The following is a 23,167-nucleotide window of genomic DNA, read 5'->3' on the forward strand; positions in this document are numbered from 1 at the left end:
GTAGATACATCGTTGCAGAAACACTACGTCCCTGGAGGCTCTTAGTTGCTTCCAGCAGGCAAGCCGGGTGGCCCGCGACCTTTTTAGGGCAGATCGCCACACCGGGAGCGTGGCCAGTTGGAGGGGGTGCTGCGGACCTTCCTCAACAGCAAGGAAAAGAGGGCCTGACGCCCAGGGCAGGCTGCCGCGGCGGCCGGGAGCTCCTCTATCCTCCGGGTTTACAACGTTATACAATCACCGCATGACGCCTGCCGCACCACTGTTCCGTTGCCCTGTTTTCGACGGCGCCGCTGATCCCACGGTCATCCACCGCCGGGGAACGGACGAATGGTGGATGTTTTACACGGCGCGGCGGGCGACGCTGACCACAGCGGGTTGCGACTGGATCACCGGCACCCGGATCGGCGTCGCGGTTTCAACCGATGCCGGCGCTACCTGGACCTACCGGGGTGTGGTGGACGGGCTGGACCCCGCGGATTCCCCCGGCCTGAACACCCATTGGGCTCCCGAGGTGGTGTGGCACGCCGGGCAGTATCATCTCTTCCTGACGTGGGGCGCCGGTGCCCCGGGGAGCTGGACCCAAAAGGTCGAGCGCCGGCTTGTCCACTACACCGGGGCGGATCTGGTGGACTGGAAGTACCAGGGAATGCTCGACGTCGGATCCCCCAATGTCATTGACGCCGCCTTCGCCGTGGTCTCCGACGGGACCCCACGGCTTTGGTTCAAGGACGAGATGGACGGTTCCACCACCTGGTCCGCGGTGTGCAACAGCGACGATCTGAATGACTGGCAGACCGAAGGCCAGGTGATCGGGCTGCCTGCCCATGAAGGGCCCAACGTCTTCAGGCTGGGCGACTGGTACTGGATGGTGGTGGACGAATGGCGCGGCCAGGCCGTCCACCGTTCTGCGGACGGGATCGCTTGGCAACGGCAGGAAGCCAACGACGGCCTGATCCTGGACCGGCCCGGCAGCGGAGCGGACGATGCCACCTATGGCCGCCATGCCGACGTCGTGGTTCAACATGCCGACTCCAACGGCGCCGCAGAAGACTTCGCCTACATTTTCTACTTCACCCATCCGGAGTGGCAGGATACCGACATGGTCAGCGGCCTGGCAGACCCGGAGCGGGCAGCCCGCGAACAACGAACCAGCATCCAGGCGGCCCTGCTGCACGTGGAGGACAGCGTGTTGGTGTGCACTCGAGACCTGGACTCACCCGTGAGGCTGGACCCGGCCCTGCTGTAGGTAACTTCGAGGGGACGTGGCGGCTCGAGGGCCTGAGCCCGGTGCAACCGTACTCAGGCCCTCGCAGCCTAGGCTCGTACCCAGCCAGCGGACACGCTGTTAATGGACATTGGCGAAGTATGCTTCGATGGCCTCGATGTCCACGCTGCTGTCCGGCCGGTAGCCCAGGTTGGCGTAGTGCTTCTTGCGTGCGGCCATGTCGGCGAGCAGGATCGCACGGGCGTGGACCGCGACTTCCTGTGCCACGTGTGCCGGCACAACGACAACGCCGTCGTCATCAGCCCCTACGATGTCGCCAGGATTGACTTGCACGCCACCACAGGCGATGGTGGTCTGCGTTTCGATGGCCTGGATTCGTCCGGGGATGATGGTGCGCCCGCGATGGCGGGCAACGACGGGGCTGCGCTGGGCTGCGACTTCCGCAGTGTCGCGGCAATAGCCGTCCGTAATGATGCCGACGGCACCACCGAGAACTGTTGCCATGGCGTTCTCCGAGCCCCAGAACCCGACTTCTGGCCCACCGCCAGCGTCCATAACCACAACGTGGCCCGGCTTGAGGTCTTCGGGAAGGCGGGCGTGCGAGGTCTCAGCGAACCAGCGGCCGTGCGCAGCGACGATGTCTTCGGTAGTGTCCAGCTTCCACATGGGTTTGTTGGAGGGGACGCAACGGATGGTGGCTGCTTCTCCCCAGAAGTTCATGCCCAGCCAGAGAGGGCGGACTTCAGGGTCCATCAGACCAATGTTGAAGTAGCCAATGCCGTCCAGGGCGTCGACTACGTCGCAGACACGCAAGTGCTGGTACAGGCTTCCGAGGTTTTCCGGGTCAGCCTGGGCGTAGGAAAAGGGCGTGTGGGCGGTGGTGGTCATTGCGGATGTGCTCCTTGTTTGTGTTTTCGGTTGTAGTGCTTGTTTTGTGATGGACATTTACGGACTAGGTCGCAGTGGCGGGAACCGGGAGTGAGTACCAGTTTTCGGCCGTACCACCCATAAGCAGGGCCTGATCCGCTTCGTCCGGGAAGACGTCCAGGACAACGGACAGAAGGTCCTGCCAGGCCCGCTGGTAGTCGGCCTTGAGCAGGACGACGGGCCAGTTGCTGGCCATCATGAGCCGGGAGGCGCCGAAGTGTTCAGATACCCACTTGACGTATGGGACCAGGTCCTCGCGCTGCCAGGAGTGCCACTTCGTGAGGACGTCAATCCCCACCGAGACTTTCACTGCGATGCCGGGGCATCGGGAAAGATCTTTAAGGTGATCGGCCCAGGGCTGCCATCCGCCGGTGTCAACAGGAGGACGTCCAAGGTGGTCCACAACAATCCGAAGCTCGGGCACGGCGGCCGCGAGCCTGAGAACGGCGAGGATCTGTTCGGACGTCACCGGAACGACATCCCAGGCGAGTCCGCGGCGCGCGATTTCACGGAATAGGGAAATGGATTCCTTGTTGGCCAGCCACTCCAAAGGGTCCGCGGCTATGAGGGTACGCACGCCGCAGACCTTGTGCGGGTTCATCCGGTCCAGCTCGGCGAGGGCAGCGGCCGGGTCCGCTAGGGGCAGCCATGCTACAACGCCGGCTACAAGCTCGCTTTTGGCGTATTCGGCAAGCCGGTCATTCTCGGCGGGCTCATCCACGGACTGCATGAGAACTGTTGCGTCGATATTGGCCGCCTTCAGCTCTGGTTCCAGGTCTTCAGGGCCGAAGTCTGCTTCGAGCGCGGCGTGGGCGTCAGTCCGCCACGGCTGCTCCTGGGCAGCCGTGCGCCAGAAATGGTGATGCGCATCTATTGTGCGACTCACTTTATTGTCCTTTCCATAGGGGGTGTCGGTGTTCGAGGAAGGCCCGTACTCCTTCTTGGAAATCTGAACTGCCGTAGCAGAGCTGAAGTAGATCATCGGATGGGACAGTGGGTGTTGCTTGTTCAATCCGGCGACTGATTTCTTTGATGGAGGCAAGAGTCAGCGGCGCCGAGGTCGTAATTCGTTTCAGTAATTTCCGGAGTTCATCGTCGATTGCTTCAACAGGATGGACCCGGTGCACAAACCCTGCGGTTTGGGCGTCCTGAGCTGAGAGCATGGTTGCTGTCAGCAGCATGGCCATGGTCCTGTTGATTCCGAGCCGGCTCTGGAGCCGGGCGATAACCGGTGCCGGCAAGCAGTTGCCTAAGGTTCTGGCGATGGGGGCTCCAAAGACGGAATCAGGCGTAGCCAGGACGATGTCGCATGCCGCCGCGATGGCCAGTCCGGCTCCAACGGCCGGCCCTTCCACTAAGGCGATGGTGGGTACTTCGATGGTTGAGAGTGCTTCAAACACCGTCCCCACGCGGTGTTCATAAGCCACGCCCTGCTCTCCCGTCGTGAAAGCGACGAATTGATTGATGTCAGTTCCCGCGGCGAAGGCTGCACCTTCACCGCGGATGACCACGGCCCGGACGTCCTCGCGGGTAGTGAGGTAGTCCGGGAGCGCTGCAAGTTGGTCGTACATGCTCCAGGTGAAAGCGTTCAGCCGTCCCGGATTGCGCAGTTCCACCACGGCGGCGTTGTCCGCCACAGTGATGGTCACCGAACCTTCATCAGGAGTGGTCGTGCTCATGCACCGGGCCCCGTCGTGGTGCGGGCCTGAACGCGGATTCCAGCGAGGACGTCCTCCGTGTCCTCTCCCAGAAGCGGCGGCGCCTTCCGGATGGTCGGCGGCGTACCGTGAAGCCTGATGGGTGAAGCAAGGACGGGCAGGCGACCCTCCACCGGGTGATCAAAGGAACTGACCATACCTCTGGCCTTGACGTGGGGATCTTCGTCCAGGACCTGGGAGTAGTTCCTGATGGGGCCGGCGGGAACGCCTTCCGCGAGGAGAATTTCTACCCACTCGTCCGTGGTCTTCTGCGCGAAGTAAGGCTCGAGCGCAGCGATCAGCTCGGTCCGGTTCGACATCCTGCGGTTGTTATCGACGAAGCGTTGGTCTTCGATGAAGTGCTTTGCTCCCATAGCCCTGCACAGGTTTTGCCACAGTTTTTCATTGTTCGCCCCGATGGTGACGTAGCCGTCGCTGGTGGCGATGGCCTGATACGGGGCGGACATTCGGTTTGCTGAACCCAGCGCGGCGGGAACTTCCCCGGTGGCCCAGTACTCGGTAGATTCCCAGACCGAGAGGGCAACTGCGGTTTCAAAGAGCGACGTTTCCAGGTACTGCCCCGGCCCGTCCTCCCCCCTGGCGATAACCGCGCCAAGAATGCCAATGGTGCAAAACAACCCGGCTCCCAGGTCCGCCACGGGCAGCCCGCACTTCACCGGTTCGCCACCAGGTTCCCCAGTAATGCTCATGACACCGGACATCGCCTGGGCAATCAGGTCATAGCCGGGATAATTTGCATAAGGTCCGGTCTGCCCGAAACCCGAAATACTTGCATAGATGATTCGCGGATTGACGCCACTGAGGGTGTCATAGTCAATGCCAAGGCGTTTCGCGACGCCAGGGCGAAAGTTTTCCACTACGACATCCGCAGAGGCGACCAGCGCGTAGAAGTCCTCCAGGTGGGACTCCTGCTTCAGATCCAGGCATACGCTGCGCTTGTTCCGGTTCAGGGACAGGAAAGCCCGGCTGTCCTCCCCTTTGACCGCGTATCCCCATGACTTCCGGGTTTGGTCTCCTGACCCTGGCTGCTCGATCTTGACGACATCTGCCCCAAGGTCACCGAGCATCATGGTGCAGTAGGGCCCGGACATCACCTGGGTCAGATCCAGGACCCGGATGCCGTTGAGGGCTGTGACGGGACTGCTAGGGGGACTGCTTGATTGCTCTGTCATGACGGTGCCATCCTTTGACTTGAAGACTCACTGGCCGAGCTTGGCGTTGGCTTCAGCGAAAAATTTGTCGGCAGCCTGGTCGACGTTCATACGCCCGAAAGCCACCTCTTCGTAGGCTCGCTTGAAAGAGTTCTCAAAGACGGACTGGTAGCCGGCGGGAAAGACGATCGTCGGCGGGTCTTCGGAAATGATCTTCTTGTAGGTTTCCAGTTCGTGCTTCTTGGTAGCCGACATGGACGGGTCCGCGAGCTGGGCGTCGAGGACCTTGGTGTTGGTAGCGGCGCCGTTGTCCGAGGCGAACGTCTTCCCCGCTTCCAGGTCGTTGGTGAAGTAGTTGATGAAGGCTGCCGCCGTGGGAACGTTCTGGCAATTAGCCGACACGGCGAAGCCTGACGGGAACAGAGCGTTCCCGGAGCCGCTGGGTCCCGTGGGATACGGCAGCGTGGTGATGGCCTGCCCGGGAGCGGCGCCGGCGAGAGTCTTGCTCGCCGGTGTAAACGCGTTGCCCGGAAGTGTGTCGGACATGACCTGCCCGTGCGCAAAGTAGCTCTGGTCCGGGGCAGTGGGCTCTTCGGAGCTTTGTTGCGGTGTGACGGTCACGCCTTCCTGGCGCAGCTCCTCCCACATCGTCCAGTACTCCGTCAGGTCGCTCTTGGCGAACCCGAGCTTGCCCTCATCATTGAAGAGTTTTTTGCCGTTGGCCTGGGTCCAGCCGATGAAGTAGTTGGGCCGTCCGCCGCCGTTGTTGGAGGCATTCACGCCGTCGGGCATCTTTTCCTGGGCCTTGGTCAGGTACGAGATGAACTCAGGCCAGTCATATCCCTCGGAGAGCGTTCCAACCCCCGACTGCTGAGCCAGAGAGGTGTTGACGCCGACCGCGTCATAGGCCGCACCGTAGGGCAGGAAATAAAGCTTGCCATCAGTTCCGCGGCCTGCGTCCACAACGGCCTCCGGGATGTCCGTGATATCAATCGCTCCTGATTCCACCATCGGGTCCAGAGGAAGCAGGACGTTTCGCTTGGTGTAGTCATTGATTTGACGCCCCTGGAGCTGGACGACGCAGGGCAGGTCCTTGCTCGCGGCCTGGACGTTCAGCTTGTCGAAGTACTTCGCAAAGTCGGCCGACTGCCGGTCCACGGTGACGCCCGGGTTTTCGGCCACGAACATGTCAATAACTTTGTTGGTGAGCTCGATGCGGGACGTTCCGCCCCACCACGCCGCGGCAATGTCACCCTTGACTTCTCCCTGGCCGTCAGCGCCGGGGGCTCCCGGAGCCGGGCCGGAGGTTGCGCCCGTTCCCCCGCTACAGGCGGAGAGGATGAGCGCTGCCGCTGCTGCGCCTGCAAGGAAAGTTGTGCGTTGTAGTTTCACAGTGTTGCCTTTCGATTTACTTGAGTCCGGTGGTCGCGACGCCTTCAAGGAGGAGCCGCTGGGAAACGATGAAGAAGCCCACGATGGGGGCAAGGGACAGCACAGACATGGCGAACAGGGGGCCGAAGGCGCTTTCCGAAGTTGCGTCCAGGAATGCGCTGAGTCCGAGCGGGACCGTCCAGAGTTCGGTGCGGTTGAGGTACAGCAGGGGTCCGAGGAAGTCATTCCAGGTATTGATGAAGGTAAACATCGCGGTGGTGCCGATAGCGGGCATGGCAAGCGGCATGATGATCCGGCTGAAGATCCGGAAGTGGCCGCAGCCGTCGATGCGGGCGGATTCGTCAAGTTCCCGAGGCAGTGTCCTGATGAACTGGACCATAAGGAAGATGAAGAAAGCGTCTACTCCGAACCAGTGGGGCACTACGAGCGGAAGATAGGTATTAATCCACTCAAGCTTGTTGAACAGGATGTACTGGGGAACCATGGTCACCTGCGAAGGCAGCAACATGGTTCCAAGGAGCAGTGCGAAGAGGAACTTTTTGAATGGAAACTCCAGCCGGGCGAAGGCGTAGGCGGTAATAGAGCATGCCACCAGGTTTCCTGCGATGGACAGGACCGTTACGAGGAAGGAGTTCATGAAGTAGCGGGAGAAGTTCAAGCTTCCGGCGCTCCACCCGCTGGCATAGTTTTCCAGGGTGAATCTGGAGGCGAAGATCCCCAGGCCGTTGAAAATCTCATTTTCCGGTTTGAAGGAAGCAGCCACCATCCAGATGACGGGGTAGAGCATGATGACCAGGAAGCAGATAATCAGTGCGTGCCGGATGACCGCAGCCAGGATGGGATTAGTAACCTTTTTGGTCGGATACATTCGCGGCGGTGCCGGCCGGGTAGGCGTGGTCGTTGTCATCGTTCATCTCCGTAATGCACCCAGAAGCGGGCGGTCCAGAAAAAGAAGGCGGAAAAGGCGGCGAGGACGGCGAGCAGCACCCAGGCCATTGCAGAGGCGTAGCCCATGTCCAGCTGGGCGAAGCCGCGCTGGTAGAGGTACAGCGTGTAGAAGAGGGTGGAGTCTGCCGGACCGCCGGTTCCTCCGCTGACCACGTACGCTCCGGTGAAGGACTGAAAAGCGTGGATGGTGCCCATGAGGGTGTTGAAGAAAATCAGTGGCGTCATGAGCGGAATGGTGACACTGATAAACCTGCGGACGGGTCCGGCGCCGTCCATCGTCGCAGCTTCGTGCAGCTCCCGGGGGATCTGGCGGAGGCCGGCCAGGAAGATGATCATGGTTGACCCGAAGACCCAAAGTGTCAGGGTGATGATCGTGGTGAGGGCGTCGTCAGGGTTTCCAACCCAACTGCCGTGTTCGATTCCGAAGATTGCCAGGGCCTGGTTTACCAGCCCTTCGGCACCGAAGACCAGCCGCCAAAGGGCTGCGATGGCCACGCTCGCTCCCATCAGTGAGGGGAGGTAGAACAGCGCCCGGTAGCCGGTCAGGAACTTCATGTTCCGGTTCAGCAGGAGGGCCAGCAGCATGGACACGATCAACAGCAGAGGCACCGAGATCGCAACATAGACGAGCGTGACAGCCACGGACTTCAGGTAGCGGGGGTCTGCGGTGAACATCTGTGTGTAATTTTGCAGTCCGACCCAGCGGGGATCGCTCAGCAGGTCGTATTGGGTGAAGGACAGATACAGGGAATAGAGCATCGGCCCGAGCGTCAGCAGAATCATGCCGAGGATCCAGGGGATCAGAAATACATAGGCGGCGATTGCCTCTCTGGTTTTGGCTTTCATGATGCGCGACGTGGGCCTGCGTGTTTGCCGAGTTGAACCGGGACCACCGTCGCTGATGGTCCCCAGTGACTCGGGACGAACCAATTCGGCGAGCTCTTTGGCTGCCGGGGCATCACTCATTTGGTGCCGCCTTTCGTCTCTTGTGTGGATGTGGACACGGTGGCGTGCTCTTCCACCAGCCGTGGCAGGATCTGTGCCAGAAGTGCGGCCAGCGGCACGCTGATCCCGGCGGACCGGGCCGCGGTGACGACTTCGCTGAGATCTTTGCTCCAGGGTCGGTCCGGGAGCGGCGTGCCAAGCCGGTTGTACTCAGCCGCGACGCCGTCGAAAAACCCCCAGTTCCGGCCAACCCAGGTGTCTCCGGTGCTGTTCGAAAGGGCCTTGAGGACGCCTGTTTCGTCAACCCCGTATGCAGCCGCAAGGGCCAACGCCTCATGGGCTCCGGCCAGGGCAGAAAACATCATGAGCTGGTTGGCCAGCTTGGTGGCCGCGCCGGCTCCGGGCAGCCCGAGATGAATGACCTCTGACGCAACGTCGCCGAGCAGTTCTTTCACCGTGGACAGTGCACCGGCTGTTGCACCCACCATGAGGGTCAGCTCACCGCGACGCGCCCGTGCAGCTCCCCCACTGACAGGTGCGTCGAGGAAACCGATGCCGGCTGCTTCGAACTGCTCCCCCAGCGACCGGGCCGTCGCAGGCAGGATAGTGCTGTGCACGACCAGGCTCTGGTGGGACTGCAGTTGATGTATCAGGCCGGAGGGGCCGAGCGCTAGTTGCATCACAGCGTCATCATCGGGAACAGCAAGGCAGATGATGTCATGTTCCCTGAGGTCGGATGGGTCCATTGCCGCTGTGGCTCCGGCGGCCGTGACACTTTCAAGGCGCTCAGCCGTTCGGTCGAGGACAGTGACGTCCCATCCGCGCTCCAGCAGGTTCAAGACCATGCTCTCGCCCAGGTTGCCGATGCCGACGAACGCGATCTTGCGGTCGGTAGAGCGCTCTCTCACGTGGCTAACCTCCTTGTTAGATGTGCGGGAAGATGCTTACAGCCGTGCAGCTGAGGGCTTTGAAGTGCAGGAAACATGTGATGTTGCTTACAATTTTTCCTGCTGATAATGTTTACCGCATCTTGTAGACAAAATGCAAGAGACAAAATCAAGCGGTGAACGGACTCAGTAAGGAATGCCATGGCGTCAACAACAGGAGCCCGCGGCAGCGGGCAGAATGCAGCAAGCCCGCTGCCCTCGCTGGTCCACCCTCCGAGTCTGGTGACTCTGGCGGCCGACGCCATCCGTAAGAAGATTCTTGCGGGCGAATACGGGCCAGGCGAACGGCTCCTGGAGGAGCGGCTTACCGAAGAGCTCACCATCAGCAGGCCTCCTCTGAGGGAAGCACTTCGAACCCTGGAAAACGAAGGGCTGATCGAAACGCGACCGCGCCGCGGGTCATTTGTCTCAACGTTGACGGATAAGGACGTCTACGAGATCCTGACGCTGCGTTCAACCCTGGAACGAATGGCCTTTGAGCTGGGAATTCCGGTCAAGGACCGCGCCTTGCTCGAACCTGCCCGAAAGGCATTGCTGGCCATGGAGCAATCTGCCCGGGAAAAAGACCGTGGCGCTCTCGTCCAGGCCGGGTACGCCTTCCACTACGCGCTGGTGGGGATTGCAGACCACCAGCGCCTCAATCAGACATACGCGTCCGTACAGCGCCAACTGTTGCTGTGCATGGCCAGGAATCTCATCGCCCGCGAGACGTATTACGAGGATCTTGAGAACCACGTCGCCCGGCACAAACATTTGCTGGACCTGGTTGAGGCAGGCGACCGGGAGGCGGCTTTGGCTGAACTTGCGGTGCACGGGGAACGGTCCTTCGAAAGTGTTGCTCGTCCGGCAACCAAGGAAACCACGGCTAACCATCGCGTGAACCGGGCTACGGCCCCCGTTTTGACACCAGACACTGCCCACGGGCAGTGAGTGCCCCTTAAACAGCCCGCTCATGCGAGCGCGCAATGATGAAAGGCCTTTATGAACATCCATCCACACAGCTCCAGCGTGCTGCCAGAGGACTACCGGAAGGCAATGCTGGTGGGCAGGGTCTTCGATCCCAGGGAGCGCGGGCCGGCGGTAGCCATCGTCCGCGGAGATGAGCTGATCGATGTCTCGCACTTGGAGCCAACCGTGTCCATGCTGCTGGAGCGGGAGGACCTTGCCGATCTGCTGGCGAACGCAGAGTCGGACAGGACCTGGCTCCTTAGCGAGGTTCTCGACGCCACCCTTAGCCAGGACTACGGCCGTGTGCACCTCCTGGCACCGGTGGACCTGCAGGTCATTAAGGCCGCCGGCGTCACGTTCGTTCAAAGCATGCTGGAGCGTGTCATCGAAGAGCGGGCAGCCGGGGACCCGGCCCGGGCGGAAACAGTCCGGGCCCAGTTGGACGAGGCCATCGGGACCGCCATTGGAAACGTCCGGCCGGGCACCGCAGAAGCGGCGGCGGTCAAGGAGATCCTGATCCGGGAAGGGCTTTGGTCTCAATACCTTGAAGTGGGAATCGGGCCAGACCCTGAGATATTCACCAAAGCGCCAGTGCTTTCGGCCGTGGGAACGGGGGCCGCCATAGGCGTACTGGCCCGGTCCACGTGGAACAACCCTGAACCCGAACTCGCACTGGCGGTGACTTCTAAGGGGAAAGCTGTCGGCGCCATGCTTGCCAATGACGTCAACCTTCGGGACTTCGAAGGCCGTAGCGCTCTGCTGCTCACCGAAGCCAAGGATAATAACGCCTCCTGCGCCCTCGGCCCCTTTGTCCGGATCTTTGACGACTCGTTCAGCCTGGATACAGCCAGGAACCTGGACATTGAGCTCCGCGTGACAGGAGCGGGCGACGGGTTCGTGATGAACGGCACCAGTTCGATGTCAGCTATCAGCCGGGACCTGACCGACTTGATCAACCATGCCTGGGGATCCCACCACCAGTATCCTGACGGGTTCGTGCTGCTCACCGGGACACTGTTTGCCCCGACCCAGGACCGCGGCGAAGCAGGGGCCGGTTTCACCCACCACGAAGGCGACACGGTAGCCATCTCAAGCCCCCGGCTGGGTTCACTCATCAATACGGTGACCAGTTCCGAAGATGCGCCTGATTGGATTTTCGGGATCTCCGCGCTGATGCGAAATCTCGCCGGCAGGGGCCTGCTGACAACCAGCGAGAAGGCCAGGGTATGACCCCCAAAGTCGTCGTCTCGGACCAGGCATTCGGCAACGTAACGCGTGAAGAAGCAGCAGCTCGCCGCTTCGGCGCGGCCTTCGACGCCTACCAGTGCGTAAGCGAAGCAGAGACTATGAAGGCCCTGGCAGGAGCCGACGTCGCCTTCGTAAATTTCGCCCCCGTCACCCGCCCTGTACTGGAAGCGATGGCTCCCGGCGCACTGGTGATCCGCTACGGTATCGGCTACGACAACGTCGATGTCGCATCGGCCCGCGAACTCGGGATCTCAGTCAGCAATGTGCCGGATTACGGAGCAGACACGGTGGCAGACCATGCGGTCACGTGCATGCTCGCTCTGCTCCGCAAAGTCAAACAGCTCGACTCCCGGATACGCAGCGACGGATGGCTCCGCCCCAACGATCTCGGATCCATGCCCGGGTTCTCGCAAACCACCGTGGGGCTTATCGGCACCGGCAGGATCGGTCGGGCAGCGGCGGCGAGGCTCAAACCCTTCGGCTTCACCATCATCGCCTACGACCCCTTCCTAAGCGCCCCTGCATTGAAAGGCACTGGCATCGACCTGGTCCCGTTAGAGAAGCTGCTGCAGGAATCGGACGTCGTATCGCTGCATGCGCCTCTCACTGCGGAAAACCACCGGCTGATCAACAAAAACACGCTTGGCATGATGCGGCCGAACGCGATAGTCGTCAACACCTCCCGCGGTGGACTCGTCGACGAAGAGGCTTTAGCTGATGCCCTGCTGGACGGACGTCTGGGAGGGGCCGCACTTGACGTTTTCGACCCGGAACCCCTCGCCCCCGGATCCAGGCTGCGCAAGCTGGAAAATGTAATCCTCACTCCACACGCGGCTTTCTTCTCCGATGAATCACTGGCCAACCTGCAGCGTCTCGCTGCAGAAGAAGCAGTGCGCCACCTGGCTGGAGACAAACTCCGCTGCCCAGTTAGCTGAGCGCCGTCCGACTGACGAGATCATCCGAAAGGCTTGAAATGGACGCAACTCAATACCGTCATCTCATCGCCGGCCGCTGGGAAGGCAATGCCGGCACTCCAAATATCAGCCCCTCAGACACCTCGGACATCGTAGGATTTACCCCCTCGGCCGCGGCGGAGGAAATCAAAGCAGCGATATCCGCGGCCGACGCTGCCCGCGAACAGTGGGCCCACTCCACGCCCCAGCAGAGATTTGACGTGCTGGACAGGGCCGGTACAGAGATCCTTGCCCGTGTCCCGGAGCTCGGGAGGCTTCTGGCCCGCGAGGAGGGCAAACCAATCAAAGAGGCCATGGGCGAGGTGACGCGGGCCGGTCAGCTGTTCAAGTTTTTCTCCGGCGAGTGCCTGCGCCTCGGCGGCGAAACTGTTCCCTCTGTGCGCCCGGGAATGACGGTCGAAATTATCCGGGAGCCTGTCGGCGTCGTCGGTGTGATTACGCCCTGGAACTTCCCCATCGCCATACCGGCGTGGAAAATCGCCCCTGCCTTGGCTTGGGGCAACACGGTGGTGTTCAAACCGGCGGGCAACACCCCCGGGTGTGCCTGGGAACTGGCCAATATCCTCACCCGGGCAGGACTGCCCGCCGGCGTTCTGAACCTCGTTTACGGCAGCGGCTCAGAGGTAGGAGCTGCGTTAACTAAGTCAGGGCTGGTCAATGCCATCAGCTTCACGGGGTCAGTAGGAGTGGGCAAAAGCGTCGCCATGGCCGCGACGGAACACGGCATCAGGGTCCAAACGGAAATGGGCGGGAAGAACCCCATGATTGTCCTGGATGATGCTGATTTGGAGCTGGCGGTGGAGGTTTGTACCAACGGCGCCTTCTTCTCAACCGGACAACGCTGCACCGCCTCGTCCCGCCTCATCGTCACAGGTGGCATCCACGATAAGTTCGTTGCTGCATTGGAAAAGCGGATGCGGACACTGACGGTCGGCAACGCACTGGACCCTGAAACCATCATCGGGCCGGTCGTGGACCAGGCACAGCTGGACCAGGACCGGCACTACATCGAACTCGCCGCATCAGAGGGTGGCGTCGTCATCGGCGGTGACCTCCTTCAGCGCCCCACAACCGGCTTCTACCTGGCTCCTGCCCTCGTCAAAGACACAACCCCGGACATGACCATCAACCGTGAGGAAGTTTTCGGCCCTGTTGCATCCGTCATCCGCGTAGCCGACTACGACGAAGCACTCAGCGTCGCGAACGGTACACCTTTCGGGCTTTCCAGCGGCATCTGTTCCACCTCGCTGAAACTTACGTCCCACTTCAAACGCCATTCCCAAGCGGGAATGGTCATGGTCAACGCGCCGACTGCAGGAGTGGATTATCACGTCCCTTTCGGCGGCACAAAGGCCTCCAGTTACGGGGCCCGCGAGCAGGGCAGCTACGCCAAAGAGTTCTACAGCACCACGAAGACCATCTACACCAACCCCTAAGCCCCTACCCTTCGGGCGAACCTGCGCGGCCGTAACAGAATTATTCTCCGGCCAGGTCCGCCAGAATCTCTTTGTTGGATTGGACGGCTTGGCGGTATTCGTCCGTGAGGATCCTTAGCGTGTCTGCCTCAGCCTCTTTGTCCTCCGACGTCATGGCATCCTGTGCATAGGTGACGCGGAGGTTCCTGGCGAAGGCGTCAGCCGCGGTCTGTGCCAGGCAGTTGTGCGAGGAGACGCCGGCCAGCACCACCCGCTCAACGTTCCAGTTGCGGAGTCGGGCCAGGAGGTCAGTGTCCACGAAGGCGCTGTCGCGGGTCTTGACCAGCTGCGGGTGGCCGTCTACCTGCAGGCCCGGCACAAACTCCGCCTGCTTGCTGCCGCGGAAGATAAACCCCTGGTCGTCGTCCAGCATGTTCAGGGTCCAGGTGGACTTGTCCCGCTCATGCTCCGTGCGGACCAGCAATACCTTGTGGCCCGCGGATCGAAACCCGGCAATCAGCTCGTTGCACCCGCTGACCACTTGCTCCTGGTTCGCGCCCAGTCCCGGGTCCTCGAAAAAGGCGTTCTGCATGTCGATCACCAGCAGTGCTTTCACTCGTTCCTCCTTCATAATCCTGGAAAAATACGGCCAAAAAGAGGGCAGCCTGAACGCAACAGGCCTTCCTCAAGGCTCAGGGATCATCCGGTCAGTCACCTGCTCCTGGTCCGTCCGCTTTGGTGTCAGCGGGCACCGGAGGTCTGGGCTCGGTTCGGAATCCGTTGAACTTGTGTGTCCCGTCGCAATACGGCTTGATAGCTGACCCGCCGCAGCGGCACAGTGCAACCGTCCGGCGCTGCCTCGGCAGGAGTTCACCCGTGGTGGAGACGATGTCGAAGTCGCCGCGGACCAGCAGGGGCCCGTCCGGGCAGACGACGATTACTTCCCCCGCGTCCCGTTGGGTATCGGGCTTTTCCGGGCTGGATGGTGGGACGGTCATGATGCTGTTTGCCTCTTTCGTAACTGGGCTTGGGTATGTGCTGCGACTTTAAGCCGGGATCCGGCATAGGGGACCCCGCCGGTCAGGCGCATGGCGAGGGCGGCCCAGATGGTGAAGGCCCGTTCACAGAACCATAGTGGTGCCCATAGTGCAGAACCGGCATCGAACACCTGCGTTCCGTCGTTCCGCCGTCGCCCGCTCTCCGCTGCCAGGCACAATGCGGCGAAGAGTCCGGCCAGAGGCCAGGGCCTGCCTGCAACGGCCTGGCGCCACGCCAGCACGAGGACGGGCAGGTAAAGCAGCTCCGCGACCAACCGCACGGGCTGGGCGAAGTCGTCATAAGCCTGCCGCACCCGCTGACGCAGGAAGTGTGCACTCTTGGGAGGAATCCTTCGCACGAACAGGTCCCCTGCGATTAGCTCACGTCCTCCGGCAGCCCGAATGGTCCGCAGCATCTCCAGGTTCTCGAATAGGACACCTGCGTCATAGCCGTCCGTTGCCAACAGGGCCGAGCGGCGCACGCCAAAGGTACCCGGGTAGTCATTGCCGAAGGCCCGGTTAAGGAGCGTGCGGGACGTGTCCCACCGGGCGTGCCACGGCAGTGGCCGGAAGTAGTTCTGGGGCCGGACCACCTCGGCGTGCGCAAGGAGTTCCAGCAGACGAGCCATTGTCCTGCGGTCGTACCGCACATCGTCGTCGGCCAGCACCAGCAGTTCGGTATTCGCGTGCCGCAGGCCGGTCAGAACGCCGAGAACCTTCCCGTTAGCGGGACTTGCACCTGCGTCCCGGGAGCCATGGGACGGGACCTCAGGAGGCAGGTGGCGCACTCCAGGCGGAAAGCGCCTGGCGTGCTCAGCGAACAGCCTGGAGGGCGAACCATCAATGACGAGGACTGACATATAGCCGTTGAGCTCCATCAGGTAGTCCACCAACTCGTCCAGGCCGTCGTCGGACTCCCAGCGCAGCGGGAGGATGTAGGTAGCCGGCGGGAGGGCAGCGCTCATGCCTGCAGCATCAGGGGCAGCCGCAGTGACGACGCGCCGTTCTCCCAAGCGGTGATGATCTCCTCAGTGAGCCATTGATCAACCACCAGAGCAGCAGCGGCCCCGAAATAAATGTCCGGCAGCAGCGCCGGTTCCGCCTCGAACAGCCCGCCTGCAAGGTCCCTGCCGGCAATCTGCTCGTGCACAGCGTCGGCTTCCACGTGCTCATCGAAGTACCCGGTAGCTGACTCGTCGAAGCCGTGCCGGCGGAATCCCCGGCTGTAGAGCCTGTTGGGCTGCGATGACGTCATTTCGTAGGCGGCAAGGTGCCCGACGATGGCCCCACGCAGGCGCCTGTTGAGACCAAACATCGACATCATGTTCACAGATGTCAGGGAGATTGCCGGAACGGCGTCCACATATGCCCCGTAGCTGTCGTCCAGCTCGAGGGTTCGCATGGTCCGGGCGAACAGGGCCGAGTGCATCCGCTCCGGGCGGCCGCCACCGTATTCGTCGGCCTGGATCTCCACAAGCGCCGCCTTGGGGCGGCCGGCGAGCCGTGGAATGGCGAAGGTGTGGGGGTCAGCTTCCTTGAGTTGATAAATGGATTTGTGGATCAGGAATTCCCGCAACTGTGCCAGGTCCGCCTTTCCAGCCAGGAAGCGGGACATGCTGGGTCCGCCGTCCTTACCGGTGAGTTCAAAAAGGACGGCAGCGACCGCATCGCTGTCCGTTGCGTCCAAGGGCGGAAGATCCACAGCGGCCCTAAGCGCTGCCTCAAAAACTTCTTCGATGCTTTGCCGGCAGGCAATCAGCCCCGGATTCCATTCCCACCGCTCATCTACCCCGTCAAGCCCGCCATAGTGGAGCTCATAGAGGCAGAACAACGCGAGCTGCAGATCTTCATCCGTCGCTATGTTCTCGTGCTGTTCCAGTGCGGCGGTGACCGCTGGCATCAGGGCAGCCTCGGCGTCGCCGTTTCCCGGCTCTCTTTGCAGTATGTCCAGCAGTGCTGTGCTGACTGGTCCTCGGGGGGATGGCAACTTCAACTGGAGGCTCCTAATCCAGAGCAGCTGATTGTCAACAGCTGCTCTTCAACACAACAAATCACCAAAGCCGCATCATCGCGGCAATGCTCAGTATACTGACGAATCTCAAGCAGGGGGTAGGCCTGCAGCTGTGCTGCCACAGACGCGTACCGCCAGCGGCAAGGCGCTGTGTTTCAGCTGGCCTCAAACCAGGCTGGGATGGCTTGAAAGAATGTAGTCAACAGCGGCCGGGCCTGTCATAGTGAGTCCGCGCCATACGCGATCACCGCCCCTGCTGTAGCCCATCGCCCTTAAGGCAATCCAGAAGTCCTTCTCCTCGCCCGGCTCTTCCTGGTTAAGCGCGCACCAGCACAGGAACACGCCCCATATGTCGTCGCCGCGAAGGCCCGCTTGCTGCTCATGATTCCGTACGATGCATTCGGACAAGAACCGGGGGAATTTTACATCGCTCATATCTGTGATCCTTCGGCGAGAGACTTCGAACTGCGGGCGCGCCAGCGAAGCGGCGGCAACCCGTCACTGGCATCAGTAGTTCGGTGCGGTCCGTGCCATGGATGGGTAGCATTTTAGCGATGTTTCCGGCAAGCGAGCCAACGCCGGTGGGGACACAGCGGAAGCAGTACACCGGCCCTGCCCGCGCTGCTTTCCTGTGCCTCTTGGGAATCCGTTACTTGACGGCCAGCCGGATCATTGACCAGGACACGGCCGGCAGCTGGGCGGTGAGGTGGCCGGCGTCGATCTTCACGCTGACGTTGCCAGCCGGCAGGACCGACGTCGAATCATCAGCGGTTGCCTGCCAGTACGGGTCCTTGTTGGAGTACGTCAGCGCCTCGATGACGGTGGCGTCGCCCAATCCGGCGATTGCGGCGTCGAGCACCAAGGCGTCCGCGGCTGATCGGTTCACGGCAAACACCACCGCTTCACCGGCGTCGGCATCGTAGGTGGCAACGGCGGACAGTGCCGGGAAGTCGGCGGTGGTTCCGCCGCTGAGCAGCGGGGACTCGACGGCCAGCTGAAGGACCGTTCCCGCGGCGTGCCGGGAGGTCAGGGCGAACGGGTGGAAAGTCGTTTGCTTCCATGCACGGCCGGCGGGCTCGGTCATGATCGGCGCGATCACGTTCACCAACTGCGCGAGGCTCGCCGAGTGCACGCGGTCGGTGTTGCGCAGCAGGGTGATCAGGAGGTCACCCACGACGACGGCGTCCGCCACGGTGTAACGGTCCTCCAGCAGGACCGGAGCTACCGGCCAGTCCTTGCCCGTGGGAGGTTTCGATTCCGCGCGGCTCATGTGCCAGACGTTCCACTCATCGAAGGAGATGTTGACCTGCTTGCTGGACTTCTTCACCGACTTCACGTGATCGATGTGGCTCACGATGTCTGCGATGAAGTTATCCATCCGCTGGCCTGCGGAAAGGTGCTCCTGGAGGTCGCCGAAGTCCTCGAAGTACTGGTGGGCCGAGATCAGGTCAACCAGCTCATAGGTCTCGGTCAGGACCACCCGCTCCCACTCGCCAAAGGTCGCCATGGTGGGTGCGGAGGAACCACAGGCCACCAGTTCGAGGTCCGGATCGATCATGCGCATGCCACGGGCTGTGTCGGCGGCCAGCCGCCCGTATTCGAGGGCGTTCTTGTGGCCGATCTGCCACCAGCCGTCCATCTCATTGCCCAGGCACCACATTTTGATGCCGTAGCCGTTTTCCGCGCCGTTGGCCTTGCGTTGATTGGAAAACGCCGTGCCGCCGTCGATATTGCAGTATTCCAGCAGGTCCAGCGCCTCCTGTGTTCCACGGGTGCCCAGGTTGACGGCCATCATGGGTTCCACGCCTGCCTTGACGGACCACTTGGCGAACTCGTCCACGCCCACCAGGTTGGGATCGGTGGAATGCCATGCCAGGTCCAGGCGGGCCGGACGCTGGTCCACTGGACCGACGCCGTCCTCCCAGCGGTAGCCGGAAACGAAGTTGCCGCCCGGATAGCGCACGGTGGACACCCCCAGCTCGCGGGTCAGCTCAAGGACATCCGTCCGGAAGCCGTCTTCGTCTGCTGTGGGGTGCTCCGGCTCGAAGATCCCGGTATAGACGCACCGGCCCAGGTGCTCGACGAACGCCCCAAACGTTCTCGCCCGGACCGGACCTACCGTAAAGGCAGGATCGATGGTGACTTTTGCTGTTGCCGGTGCGTCCACAAACACGTCCTCGCTAGATTTACAACGTTATAGAAACATTGTTGGTGCTAGCTTCTCCTGCGTCAAGGCGTTTTGGGGCTAGATCTTTCCTGCCAGCCGGTAGTACGCGGCGTTCCACGCCAGTTCTTTCTTGAAGCCCTTGAGGGTGGTGCCCTCATCGATCGTCAGCAACTCGGTCTCCGCAATTTCCGCGAAGTCCTCGAAGACTTCGATCCCCACGGCAGTGCTCAGCACGGTGTGGTGCGCAGCGCCGGCCGTGAGCCAGGCCGCAGCAGAGGTGGCAAAGTCCGGCTTGGGCTGCCACAGTGCGCGGGCCACAGGAAGGTTGGGCAGCGGCTGGTCAAGGTCAACCACGTCAACCACGTTGGCCACCAGGCGGAAGCGGTCGCGCATGTCCGACAGCGCCACAACAACGCCCGGCGAAGCGTCCGTATCAAACACCATGCGGACGGGGTCTTCCTTGCCGCCAATACCCAGCGGGTGGATCTCCACGCGAGGTTTGCCTGCGGTCAGCGAGGGGCAGACCTCCAGCATGTGGGCGCCCAGGATTTTTTCCTCACCGGGTACCAGGTGGTAGGTGTAGTCCTCCATGAGTGACGCGCCGCCTGGCAGCCCGGAGCCCATGACCTTCGCTGCGCGGACCAGGATGGCGGTCTTCCAGTCGCCCTCGGCGCCGAAGCCGTAGCCGTCCGCCATCAGGCGCTGGACTGCCATGCCAGGCAACTGGCGCAGTGTTCCCAGGTCCTCGAAGGAGGTGGTGAAGGCAGCCGATCCATTGGCTTCCAGCATGGCCCGCAGGCCCAGTTCGATCTTCGCGCTGTAACGCAGCGACTCGTGCCGGTCACCTCCGTTTTGCAGCTCCGGCGCCACCTCGTAGAGACGCTCATACTCGGCAACCAAAGCGTCGACGTCGGACTCTGCGGCGCCGTGTACAGCGTCGGCGAGCTCGTTGACGGACCAGGTGTTCACGGAAACGCCGAACCGGAGTTCTGCTTCCGTCTTGTCACCTTCAGTCACGGCCACGTTGCGCATGTTGTCGCCAAACCGGGTCAGTTTCAGGGTGCGCACGGCCGCCCAGCCGGCAGACGCGCGCTGCCATGCTCCTACCTGGCGCTGAACTTCCGGATTGGACACGTGCCCGACGACGGTCTTCCGCGGCACACCGAGGCGGGTCTGGATGTAACCAAATTCGCGGTCGCCGTGGGCGGCCTGGTTGAGGTTCATGAAATCAAAGTCGATGTCAGCCCAGGGCAGCTCCACGTTGGCCTGCGTGTGCAGGTGGAGCAACGGCTTGCGGAGGAGGTCCAGGCCCTGGATCCACATTTTCGCGGGGCTGAACGTATGCATCCAGGCCGTGACGCCGATGACGGCGTCGTTGGAGTTTGCCTCGAGGGCAGTGCGCCGGATCGCGTCCGAATCCGTCAGGACCGGCTTCCAGACAATCTTTACCGGCACCTCGGCGGAGGCATTCAGAGCGTCGGAGATCTCCTGCGACTGGGAGGCCACCTGCTTCAGGACATCCTCGCCGTAGAGGTGCTGGCTGCCGGTCAGAAACCAGACTTCGTAGTGGTCAAGGCTGGTGGTTGCTGCATTCATCAAAGACTCCTGGAAATTTTCGGGCACGACGGCGTCAGTTGCCGTAGACGTTCTGGTAACGGTCATAAAGCGAGCTGATCTGCGCCGGTTCAATGGGCAGCGGTTCTCCCAGCTGCCGGGATATATGGACGGTGCGGGCGACTTCCTCGCACATCACGGCCGCCTTGACCGCTGATTTGGCATCCTTGCCAATGGTGAAAGGGCCATGGCTTTTCATCAGAACCGCCGGCGAGTTCGAGTTCTTCAGCGTTTCCACGATGCCCTGTCCGATCGAGTCATCGCCGATCAGCGCGAAGGGACCCACCGGGATCGGTCCGCCAAATTCGTCAGCCATCATGGTCAGAACGCACGGGATTTCTTCACCCCGGGCAGCCCAGGCCGTGGCGTAGGTGGAGTGGGTGTGGACCACGCCGCCGACGTCGGGCATGTTCCGGTAGACGTACGCATGTGCCGCCGTATCCGACGACGGCGAAAGGGGCGGATTGCCCCAGTTGCCTTCGGCGTTACCATCCACGGGCACCCCGAACAGGTCCGTAACCACCATGTTCGCGGGGGTCAGGTTGTCATAGGAGACACCGGAGGGCTTGATCACCATGAGCTCATGGCCGGGAACCCGGGCCGAGACATTACCGGCAGTCCAAACCACCAGTTCGTAGCGGGTCAGCTCGGCATGCAGGGCGCATACATCTTCGCGGACCCGTGCGATGTCATCCAGGAGCGCGCTCATGCCGAAACTCCTGCCGGGGTTGCAGCGTTCGCGGAGGCGTCTGCAGCCGAATCCGCTGGCCGCGCGGGACTGCCCGCATTGCGCTGGATCGCCTTGAGCCTGTGCATCACGTTATTGGTGCCCCGTCCGAAGTAGTCGTGCAGCGTGCGGTATTCCTCGAACAGGACGTTGTAGGCGGCTACGTTTTCCGGAATCGGCACGTAGACATCGCCCGGTTCCGCACCCATGGCGGCGGCTGCGGCACGGATGTCCGGGTACTCCCCGGCAGCTACCGCGGCGTGGATAGCGGAACCAAGCGCCGGGCCCTGCCCCGAACCGATGGTGGAGAGCTGGAGGCCGGTGATGTCAGCGTAGATCTGCATCAGGAGCCTGTTCTTCAGCAGGCCGCCGGCCACGATGAACTCCTTGACCGGAACCCCGGAATCGCGGAACGCGTCAACGATGGTGCGGGTACCGAAGGCTGTGGCTTCCAGCAGTGCGCGGTAGGTGTCCTCGGGCTTGGTGGCCAGGGTCTGACCCACCACCACACCGGAAAGCTCGTGGTCCACCAGCACTGACCTGTTGCCTGAATGCCAGTCCAGCGCAATCAGGCCATGCTCGCCGATTGCCTGGCGGGCGGCCAGTTCGGTGAGGTATTCGTGGATGCCCAGGCCTGCTGCTTCGGCAGCCTGGTGGTAGGCGGGAGGCACGCCGTTTTTGGTGAACCACCCGAAGATGTCACCCACACCGCTCTGGCCGGCTTCATAGCCCCAGAGCCCATCGACGATGCCGCCGTCCACTACGCCGCACATCCCAGGAACTTCCCGCAACTCTGAGCCGCTCATGACGTGGCAGGTGGACGTGCCCATGATGGCTACCAGCTGGCCGGGTGCAACGGCCTTGGCTGCCGGTGCCGAGACGTGCGCGTCAACGTTGCCTACGGCGACTGCGATGCCTTCCGGAAGGCCTGTCCAGGCGGCGGCTTCGGCAGTGAGCCGTCCTGCTGCTTCGCCGAGGCGGCCGATCCGGTGTTCCACTTTGTCGCTGACAAAGCCCGCGAAGTCAGGGTTCAAGGCCGAAAGGAAGTCTTCGGACGGGTAAGTGCCGTCCTGGTAGATGCCCTTGTAACCGGCGGTGCAGGCGTTGCGCACGTACTGGCCGCAGAGCTGCCAAACGATCCAGTCAGCCGCTTCCACCCAGTGGTCCATGGCAGCATAAATTTCCGGATCCTCTTCCAGGAGCTGCAAGCCCTTGGCAAACTCCCATTCTGAGGAAATCAGGCCGCCGTAGCGCGGCAGCCAGCTTTCACCCCGCTCTGCAGCCAACTGGTTGATCCTGTCCGCCTGCGCCTGGGCCGCGTGGTGGCGCCACAGCTTCACGTAGGCGTGCGGGCGGTTGGCGTAGCCCGGGACCTCATTCAGAGGGGTTCCGTCCGCCAGCGTAGGCACCATGGTGCAGGCGGTGAAGTCGGTAGCGATACCAACCACCTTGGCAGGGTCGATTCCTGCGTCGGCAATGGCGGCCGGCACCGCATTGCGGAGCACCTCGCGGTAATCGTTGGGCACCTGCAGGGCCCACTCACGCGGAAGAGTGGCGCCCGCGTTGTCCACGGGCAGTTTGTCAGTGACCACGGCATGCGGATAATCAAAAACCCCGCTGCCCAGTTCCTTGCCATCCCGGACCCTGACTACCAGGGCCCGGCCGGACAGCGTGCCATAGTCCACGCCGATGACATACTTGTCCGCTTCTGCACTGCTTTCGCCTACGACGCCTGCGCTGCCGTCCATAATTCCTCCAAGTCACTGCGGCCGG

General features: G+C 62.1%; 22 protein-coding genes. 5 read left to right on the top strand and 17 right to left on the bottom strand.

Annotated elements, in window-relative coordinates:
- Nucleotides 1-241: 241 nt before the first annotated feature.
- A complete protein-coding gene (locus AC50X5_RS07630) occupies nt 242-1,246 on the top strand; it encodes a family 43 glycosylhydrolase (protein WP_494975501.1) in 1,005 nt (334 codons plus the stop codon).
- Nucleotides 1,247-1,345: 99 nt separating this feature from the next.
- Here AC50X5_RS07630 and AC50X5_RS07635 read toward each other — a convergent pair whose 3' ends face one another.
- The 8 genes from AC50X5_RS07635 to AC50X5_RS07670 all read right to left on the bottom strand — a co-directional run bounded on the left by AC50X5_RS07635 (nt 1,346) and on the right by AC50X5_RS07670 (nt 9,214).
- Entirely contained in the window at nt 1,346-2,113 is a 768-nt protein-coding gene (locus tag AC50X5_RS07635; RefSeq protein WP_494975502.1) for an RraA family protein, read from the bottom strand.
- Nucleotides 2,114-2,177: 64 nt separating this feature from the next.
- Nucleotides 2,178-3,038 (bottom strand): amidohydrolase family protein, encoded by an 861-nt coding sequence (locus AC50X5_RS07640; RefSeq protein ID WP_494975503.1) that lies wholly within the window; start codon nt 3,036-3,038, stop codon nt 2,178-2,180.
- Nucleotide 3,039: 1 nt separating this feature from the next.
- Nucleotides 3,040-3,831: an enoyl-CoA hydratase gene (locus AC50X5_RS07645; protein ID WP_494975504.1), complete on the bottom strand. Its 792-nt coding sequence runs from the start codon at nt 3,829-3,831 to the stop codon at nt 3,040-3,042.
- Complete coding sequence (locus tag AC50X5_RS07650) at nt 3,828-5,042, bottom strand: CaiB/BaiF CoA transferase family protein (protein ID WP_494975505.1); 1,215 nt, start codon at nt 5,040-5,042, stop codon at nt 3,828-3,830. Before AC50X5_RS07650 ends, AC50X5_RS07645 begins: the two co-directional genes overlap by 4 nt.
- A gap of 27 nt (nt 5,043-5,069) precedes the next feature.
- Entirely contained in the window at nt 5,070-6,413 is a 1,344-nt protein-coding gene (locus AC50X5_RS07655) for an ABC transporter substrate-binding protein (protein ID WP_494975506.1), read from the bottom strand.
- Nucleotides 6,414-6,429: 16 nt separating this feature from the next.
- Nucleotides 6,430-7,320, bottom strand: a complete 891-nt coding sequence (locus AC50X5_RS07660) for a carbohydrate ABC transporter permease (protein ID WP_494975507.1) — start codon at nt 7,318-7,320, stop codon at nt 6,430-6,432.
- Complete coding sequence (locus AC50X5_RS07665; RefSeq protein WP_494975508.1) at nt 7,317-8,327, bottom strand: carbohydrate ABC transporter permease; 1,011 nt, start codon at nt 8,325-8,327, stop codon at nt 7,317-7,319. The genes AC50X5_RS07660 and AC50X5_RS07665 overlap by 4 nt, the downstream gene beginning before the upstream one ends.
- Nucleotides 8,324-9,214 carry an NAD(P)-dependent oxidoreductase gene (locus AC50X5_RS07670; RefSeq protein ID WP_494975509.1) on the bottom strand — a complete coding sequence of 297 codons (891 nt, stop codon included), beginning with the start codon at nt 9,212-9,214 and terminating at the stop codon, nt 8,324-8,326. The genes AC50X5_RS07665 and AC50X5_RS07670 overlap by 4 nt, the downstream gene beginning before the upstream one ends.
- Nucleotides 9,215-9,394: 180 nt before the next feature.
- On the opposite strand from AC50X5_RS07670, the gene AC50X5_RS07675 reads away from it, so the two are divergent.
- Genes AC50X5_RS07675 through AC50X5_RS07690 form a run of 4 tightly spaced genes read left to right on the top strand, consistent with a single transcriptional unit; the run spans nt 9,395 to nt 13,859 of the window.
- The gene (locus AC50X5_RS07675; RefSeq protein ID WP_494975510.1) at nt 9,395-10,183 is read left to right on the top strand and encodes a GntR family transcriptional regulator; all 789 of its coding nucleotides are present in this window, start codon (nt 9,395-9,397) and stop codon (nt 10,181-10,183) included.
- Between the two features lie 51 nt (nt 10,184-10,234).
- Nucleotides 10,235-11,431, top strand: a complete 1,197-nt coding sequence (locus tag AC50X5_RS07680; protein WP_494975511.1) for a fumarylacetoacetate hydrolase family protein — start codon at nt 10,235-10,237, stop codon at nt 11,429-11,431.
- Nucleotides 11,428-12,384, top strand: coding sequence for a C-terminal binding protein (locus tag AC50X5_RS07685; RefSeq protein WP_494975512.1), 957 nt, complete (start codon nt 11,428-11,430; stop codon nt 12,382-12,384). Before AC50X5_RS07680 ends, AC50X5_RS07685 begins: the two co-directional genes overlap by 4 nt.
- A 38-nt stretch (nt 12,385-12,422) precedes the next feature.
- Nucleotides 12,423-13,859 (top strand): aldehyde dehydrogenase family protein, encoded by a 1,437-nt coding sequence (locus AC50X5_RS07690; RefSeq protein WP_494975513.1) that lies wholly within the window; start codon nt 12,423-12,425, stop codon nt 13,857-13,859.
- A 40-nt stretch (nt 13,860-13,899) separates the two neighbouring features.
- On the opposite strand, the gene AC50X5_RS07695 is transcribed toward AC50X5_RS07690, so the two are convergent.
- The 9 genes from AC50X5_RS07695 to araB all read right to left on the bottom strand — a co-directional run bounded on the left by AC50X5_RS07695 (nt 13,900) and on the right by araB (nt 23,142).
- On the bottom strand, nt 13,900-14,454 hold the full coding sequence (locus tag AC50X5_RS07695) for a cysteine hydrolase family protein (protein WP_494975514.1): 555 nt from the start codon (nt 14,452-14,454) through the stop codon (nt 13,900-13,902).
- Between the two features lie 91 nt (nt 14,455-14,545).
- Nucleotides 14,546-14,836, bottom strand: a complete 291-nt coding sequence (locus AC50X5_RS07700) for a CDGSH iron-sulfur domain-containing protein (RefSeq protein WP_494975515.1) — start codon at nt 14,834-14,836, stop codon at nt 14,546-14,548.
- On the bottom strand, nt 14,833-15,840 hold the full coding sequence (locus AC50X5_RS07705; RefSeq protein WP_494975516.1) for a glycosyltransferase family 2 protein: 1,008 nt from the start codon (nt 15,838-15,840) through the stop codon (nt 14,833-14,835). Before AC50X5_RS07705 ends, AC50X5_RS07700 begins: the two co-directional genes overlap by 4 nt.
- Complete coding sequence (locus AC50X5_RS07710) at nt 15,837-16,868, bottom strand: iron-containing redox enzyme family protein (protein ID WP_494975517.1); 1,032 nt, start codon at nt 16,866-16,868, stop codon at nt 15,837-15,839. Before AC50X5_RS07710 ends, AC50X5_RS07705 begins: the two co-directional genes overlap by 4 nt.
- 183 nt (nt 16,869-17,051) lie before the next feature.
- Entirely contained in the window at nt 17,052-17,321 is a 270-nt protein-coding gene (locus AC50X5_RS07715; protein ID WP_494975518.1) for a hypothetical protein, read from the bottom strand.
- A gap of 214 nt (nt 17,322-17,535) precedes the next feature.
- Nucleotides 17,536-19,053: an arabinosylfuranosidase ArfA gene (gene arfA / locus AC50X5_RS07720; protein WP_494975519.1), complete on the bottom strand. Its 1,518-nt coding sequence runs from the start codon at nt 19,051-19,053 to the stop codon at nt 17,536-17,538.
- A 78-nt stretch (nt 19,054-19,131) separates the two neighbouring features.
- Nucleotides 19,132-20,649 carry an L-arabinose isomerase gene (gene araA / locus AC50X5_RS07725; RefSeq protein WP_494976064.1) on the bottom strand — a complete coding sequence of 506 codons (1,518 nt, stop codon included), beginning with the start codon at nt 20,647-20,649 and terminating at the stop codon, nt 19,132-19,134.
- 34 nt (nt 20,650-20,683) lie between these two features.
- Nucleotides 20,684-21,376 (bottom strand): L-ribulose-5-phosphate 4-epimerase, encoded by a 693-nt coding sequence (locus AC50X5_RS07730; RefSeq protein WP_494975520.1) that lies wholly within the window; start codon nt 21,374-21,376, stop codon nt 20,684-20,686.
- On the bottom strand, nt 21,373-23,142 hold the full coding sequence (gene araB / locus AC50X5_RS07735; RefSeq protein ID WP_494975521.1) for a ribulokinase: 1,770 nt from the start codon (nt 23,140-23,142) through the stop codon (nt 21,373-21,375). The genes AC50X5_RS07730 and araB overlap by 4 nt, the downstream gene beginning before the upstream one ends.
- Between the last annotated feature and the right edge of the window lie 25 nt (nt 23,143-23,167).

The sequence above is a fragment of the Pseudarthrobacter sp. MDT1-40-2 genome (genome assembly GCF_059383595.1).

Bases quoted from the DNA above. Each gene is read 5' to 3' on its own strand.
- AC50X5_RS07630 (WP_494975501.1), top strand. From the start codon at position 242: ATGACGCCTGCCGCACCACTGTTCCGTTGCCCTGTTTTCGACGGCGCC.
- AC50X5_RS07635 (WP_494975502.1), bottom strand. From the start codon at position 2,113: ATGACCACCACCGCCCACACGCCCTTTTCCTACGCCCAGGCTGACCCG.
- AC50X5_RS07645 (WP_494975504.1), bottom strand. From the start codon at position 3,831: ATGAGCACGACCACTCCTGATGAAGGTTCGGTGACCATCACTGTGGCG.
- AC50X5_RS07650 (WP_494975505.1), bottom strand. From the start codon at position 5,042: ATGACAGAGCAATCAAGCAGTCCCCCTAGCAGTCCCGTCACAGCCCTC.
- AC50X5_RS07660 (WP_494975507.1), bottom strand. From the start codon at position 7,320: ATGACAACGACCACGCCTACCCGGCCGGCACCGCCGCGAATGTATCCG.
- AC50X5_RS07665 (WP_494975508.1), bottom strand. From the start codon at position 8,327: ATGAGTGATGCCCCGGCAGCCAAAGAGCTCGCCGAATTGGTTCGTCCC.
- AC50X5_RS07675 (WP_494975510.1), top strand. From the start codon at position 9,395: ATGGCGTCAACAACAGGAGCCCGCGGCAGCGGGCAGAATGCAGCAAGC.
- AC50X5_RS07680 (WP_494975511.1), top strand. From the start codon at position 10,235: ATGAACATCCATCCACACAGCTCCAGCGTGCTGCCAGAGGACTACCGG.
- AC50X5_RS07685 (WP_494975512.1), top strand. From the start codon at position 11,428: ATGACCCCCAAAGTCGTCGTCTCGGACCAGGCATTCGGCAACGTAACG.
- AC50X5_RS07690 (WP_494975513.1), top strand. From the start codon at position 12,423: ATGGACGCAACTCAATACCGTCATCTCATCGCCGGCCGCTGGGAAGGC.
- AC50X5_RS07700 (WP_494975515.1), bottom strand. From the start codon at position 14,836: ATGACCGTCCCACCATCCAGCCCGGAAAAGCCCGATACCCAACGGGAC.
- AC50X5_RS07705 (WP_494975516.1), bottom strand. From the start codon at position 15,840: ATGAGCGCTGCCCTCCCGCCGGCTACCTACATCCTCCCGCTGCGCTGG.
- AC50X5_RS07715 (WP_494975518.1), bottom strand. From the start codon at position 17,321: ATGAGCGATGTAAAATTCCCCCGGTTCTTGTCCGAATGCATCGTACGG.
- araA (WP_494976064.1), bottom strand. From the start codon at position 20,649: ATGAATGCAGCAACCACCAGCCTTGACCACTACGAAGTCTGGTTTCTG.
- AC50X5_RS07730 (WP_494975520.1), bottom strand. From the start codon at position 21,376: ATGAGCGCGCTCCTGGATGACATCGCACGGGTCCGCGAAGATGTATGC.
- araB (WP_494975521.1), bottom strand. From the start codon at position 23,142: ATGGACGGCAGCGCAGGCGTCGTAGGCGAAAGCAGTGCAGAAGCGGAC.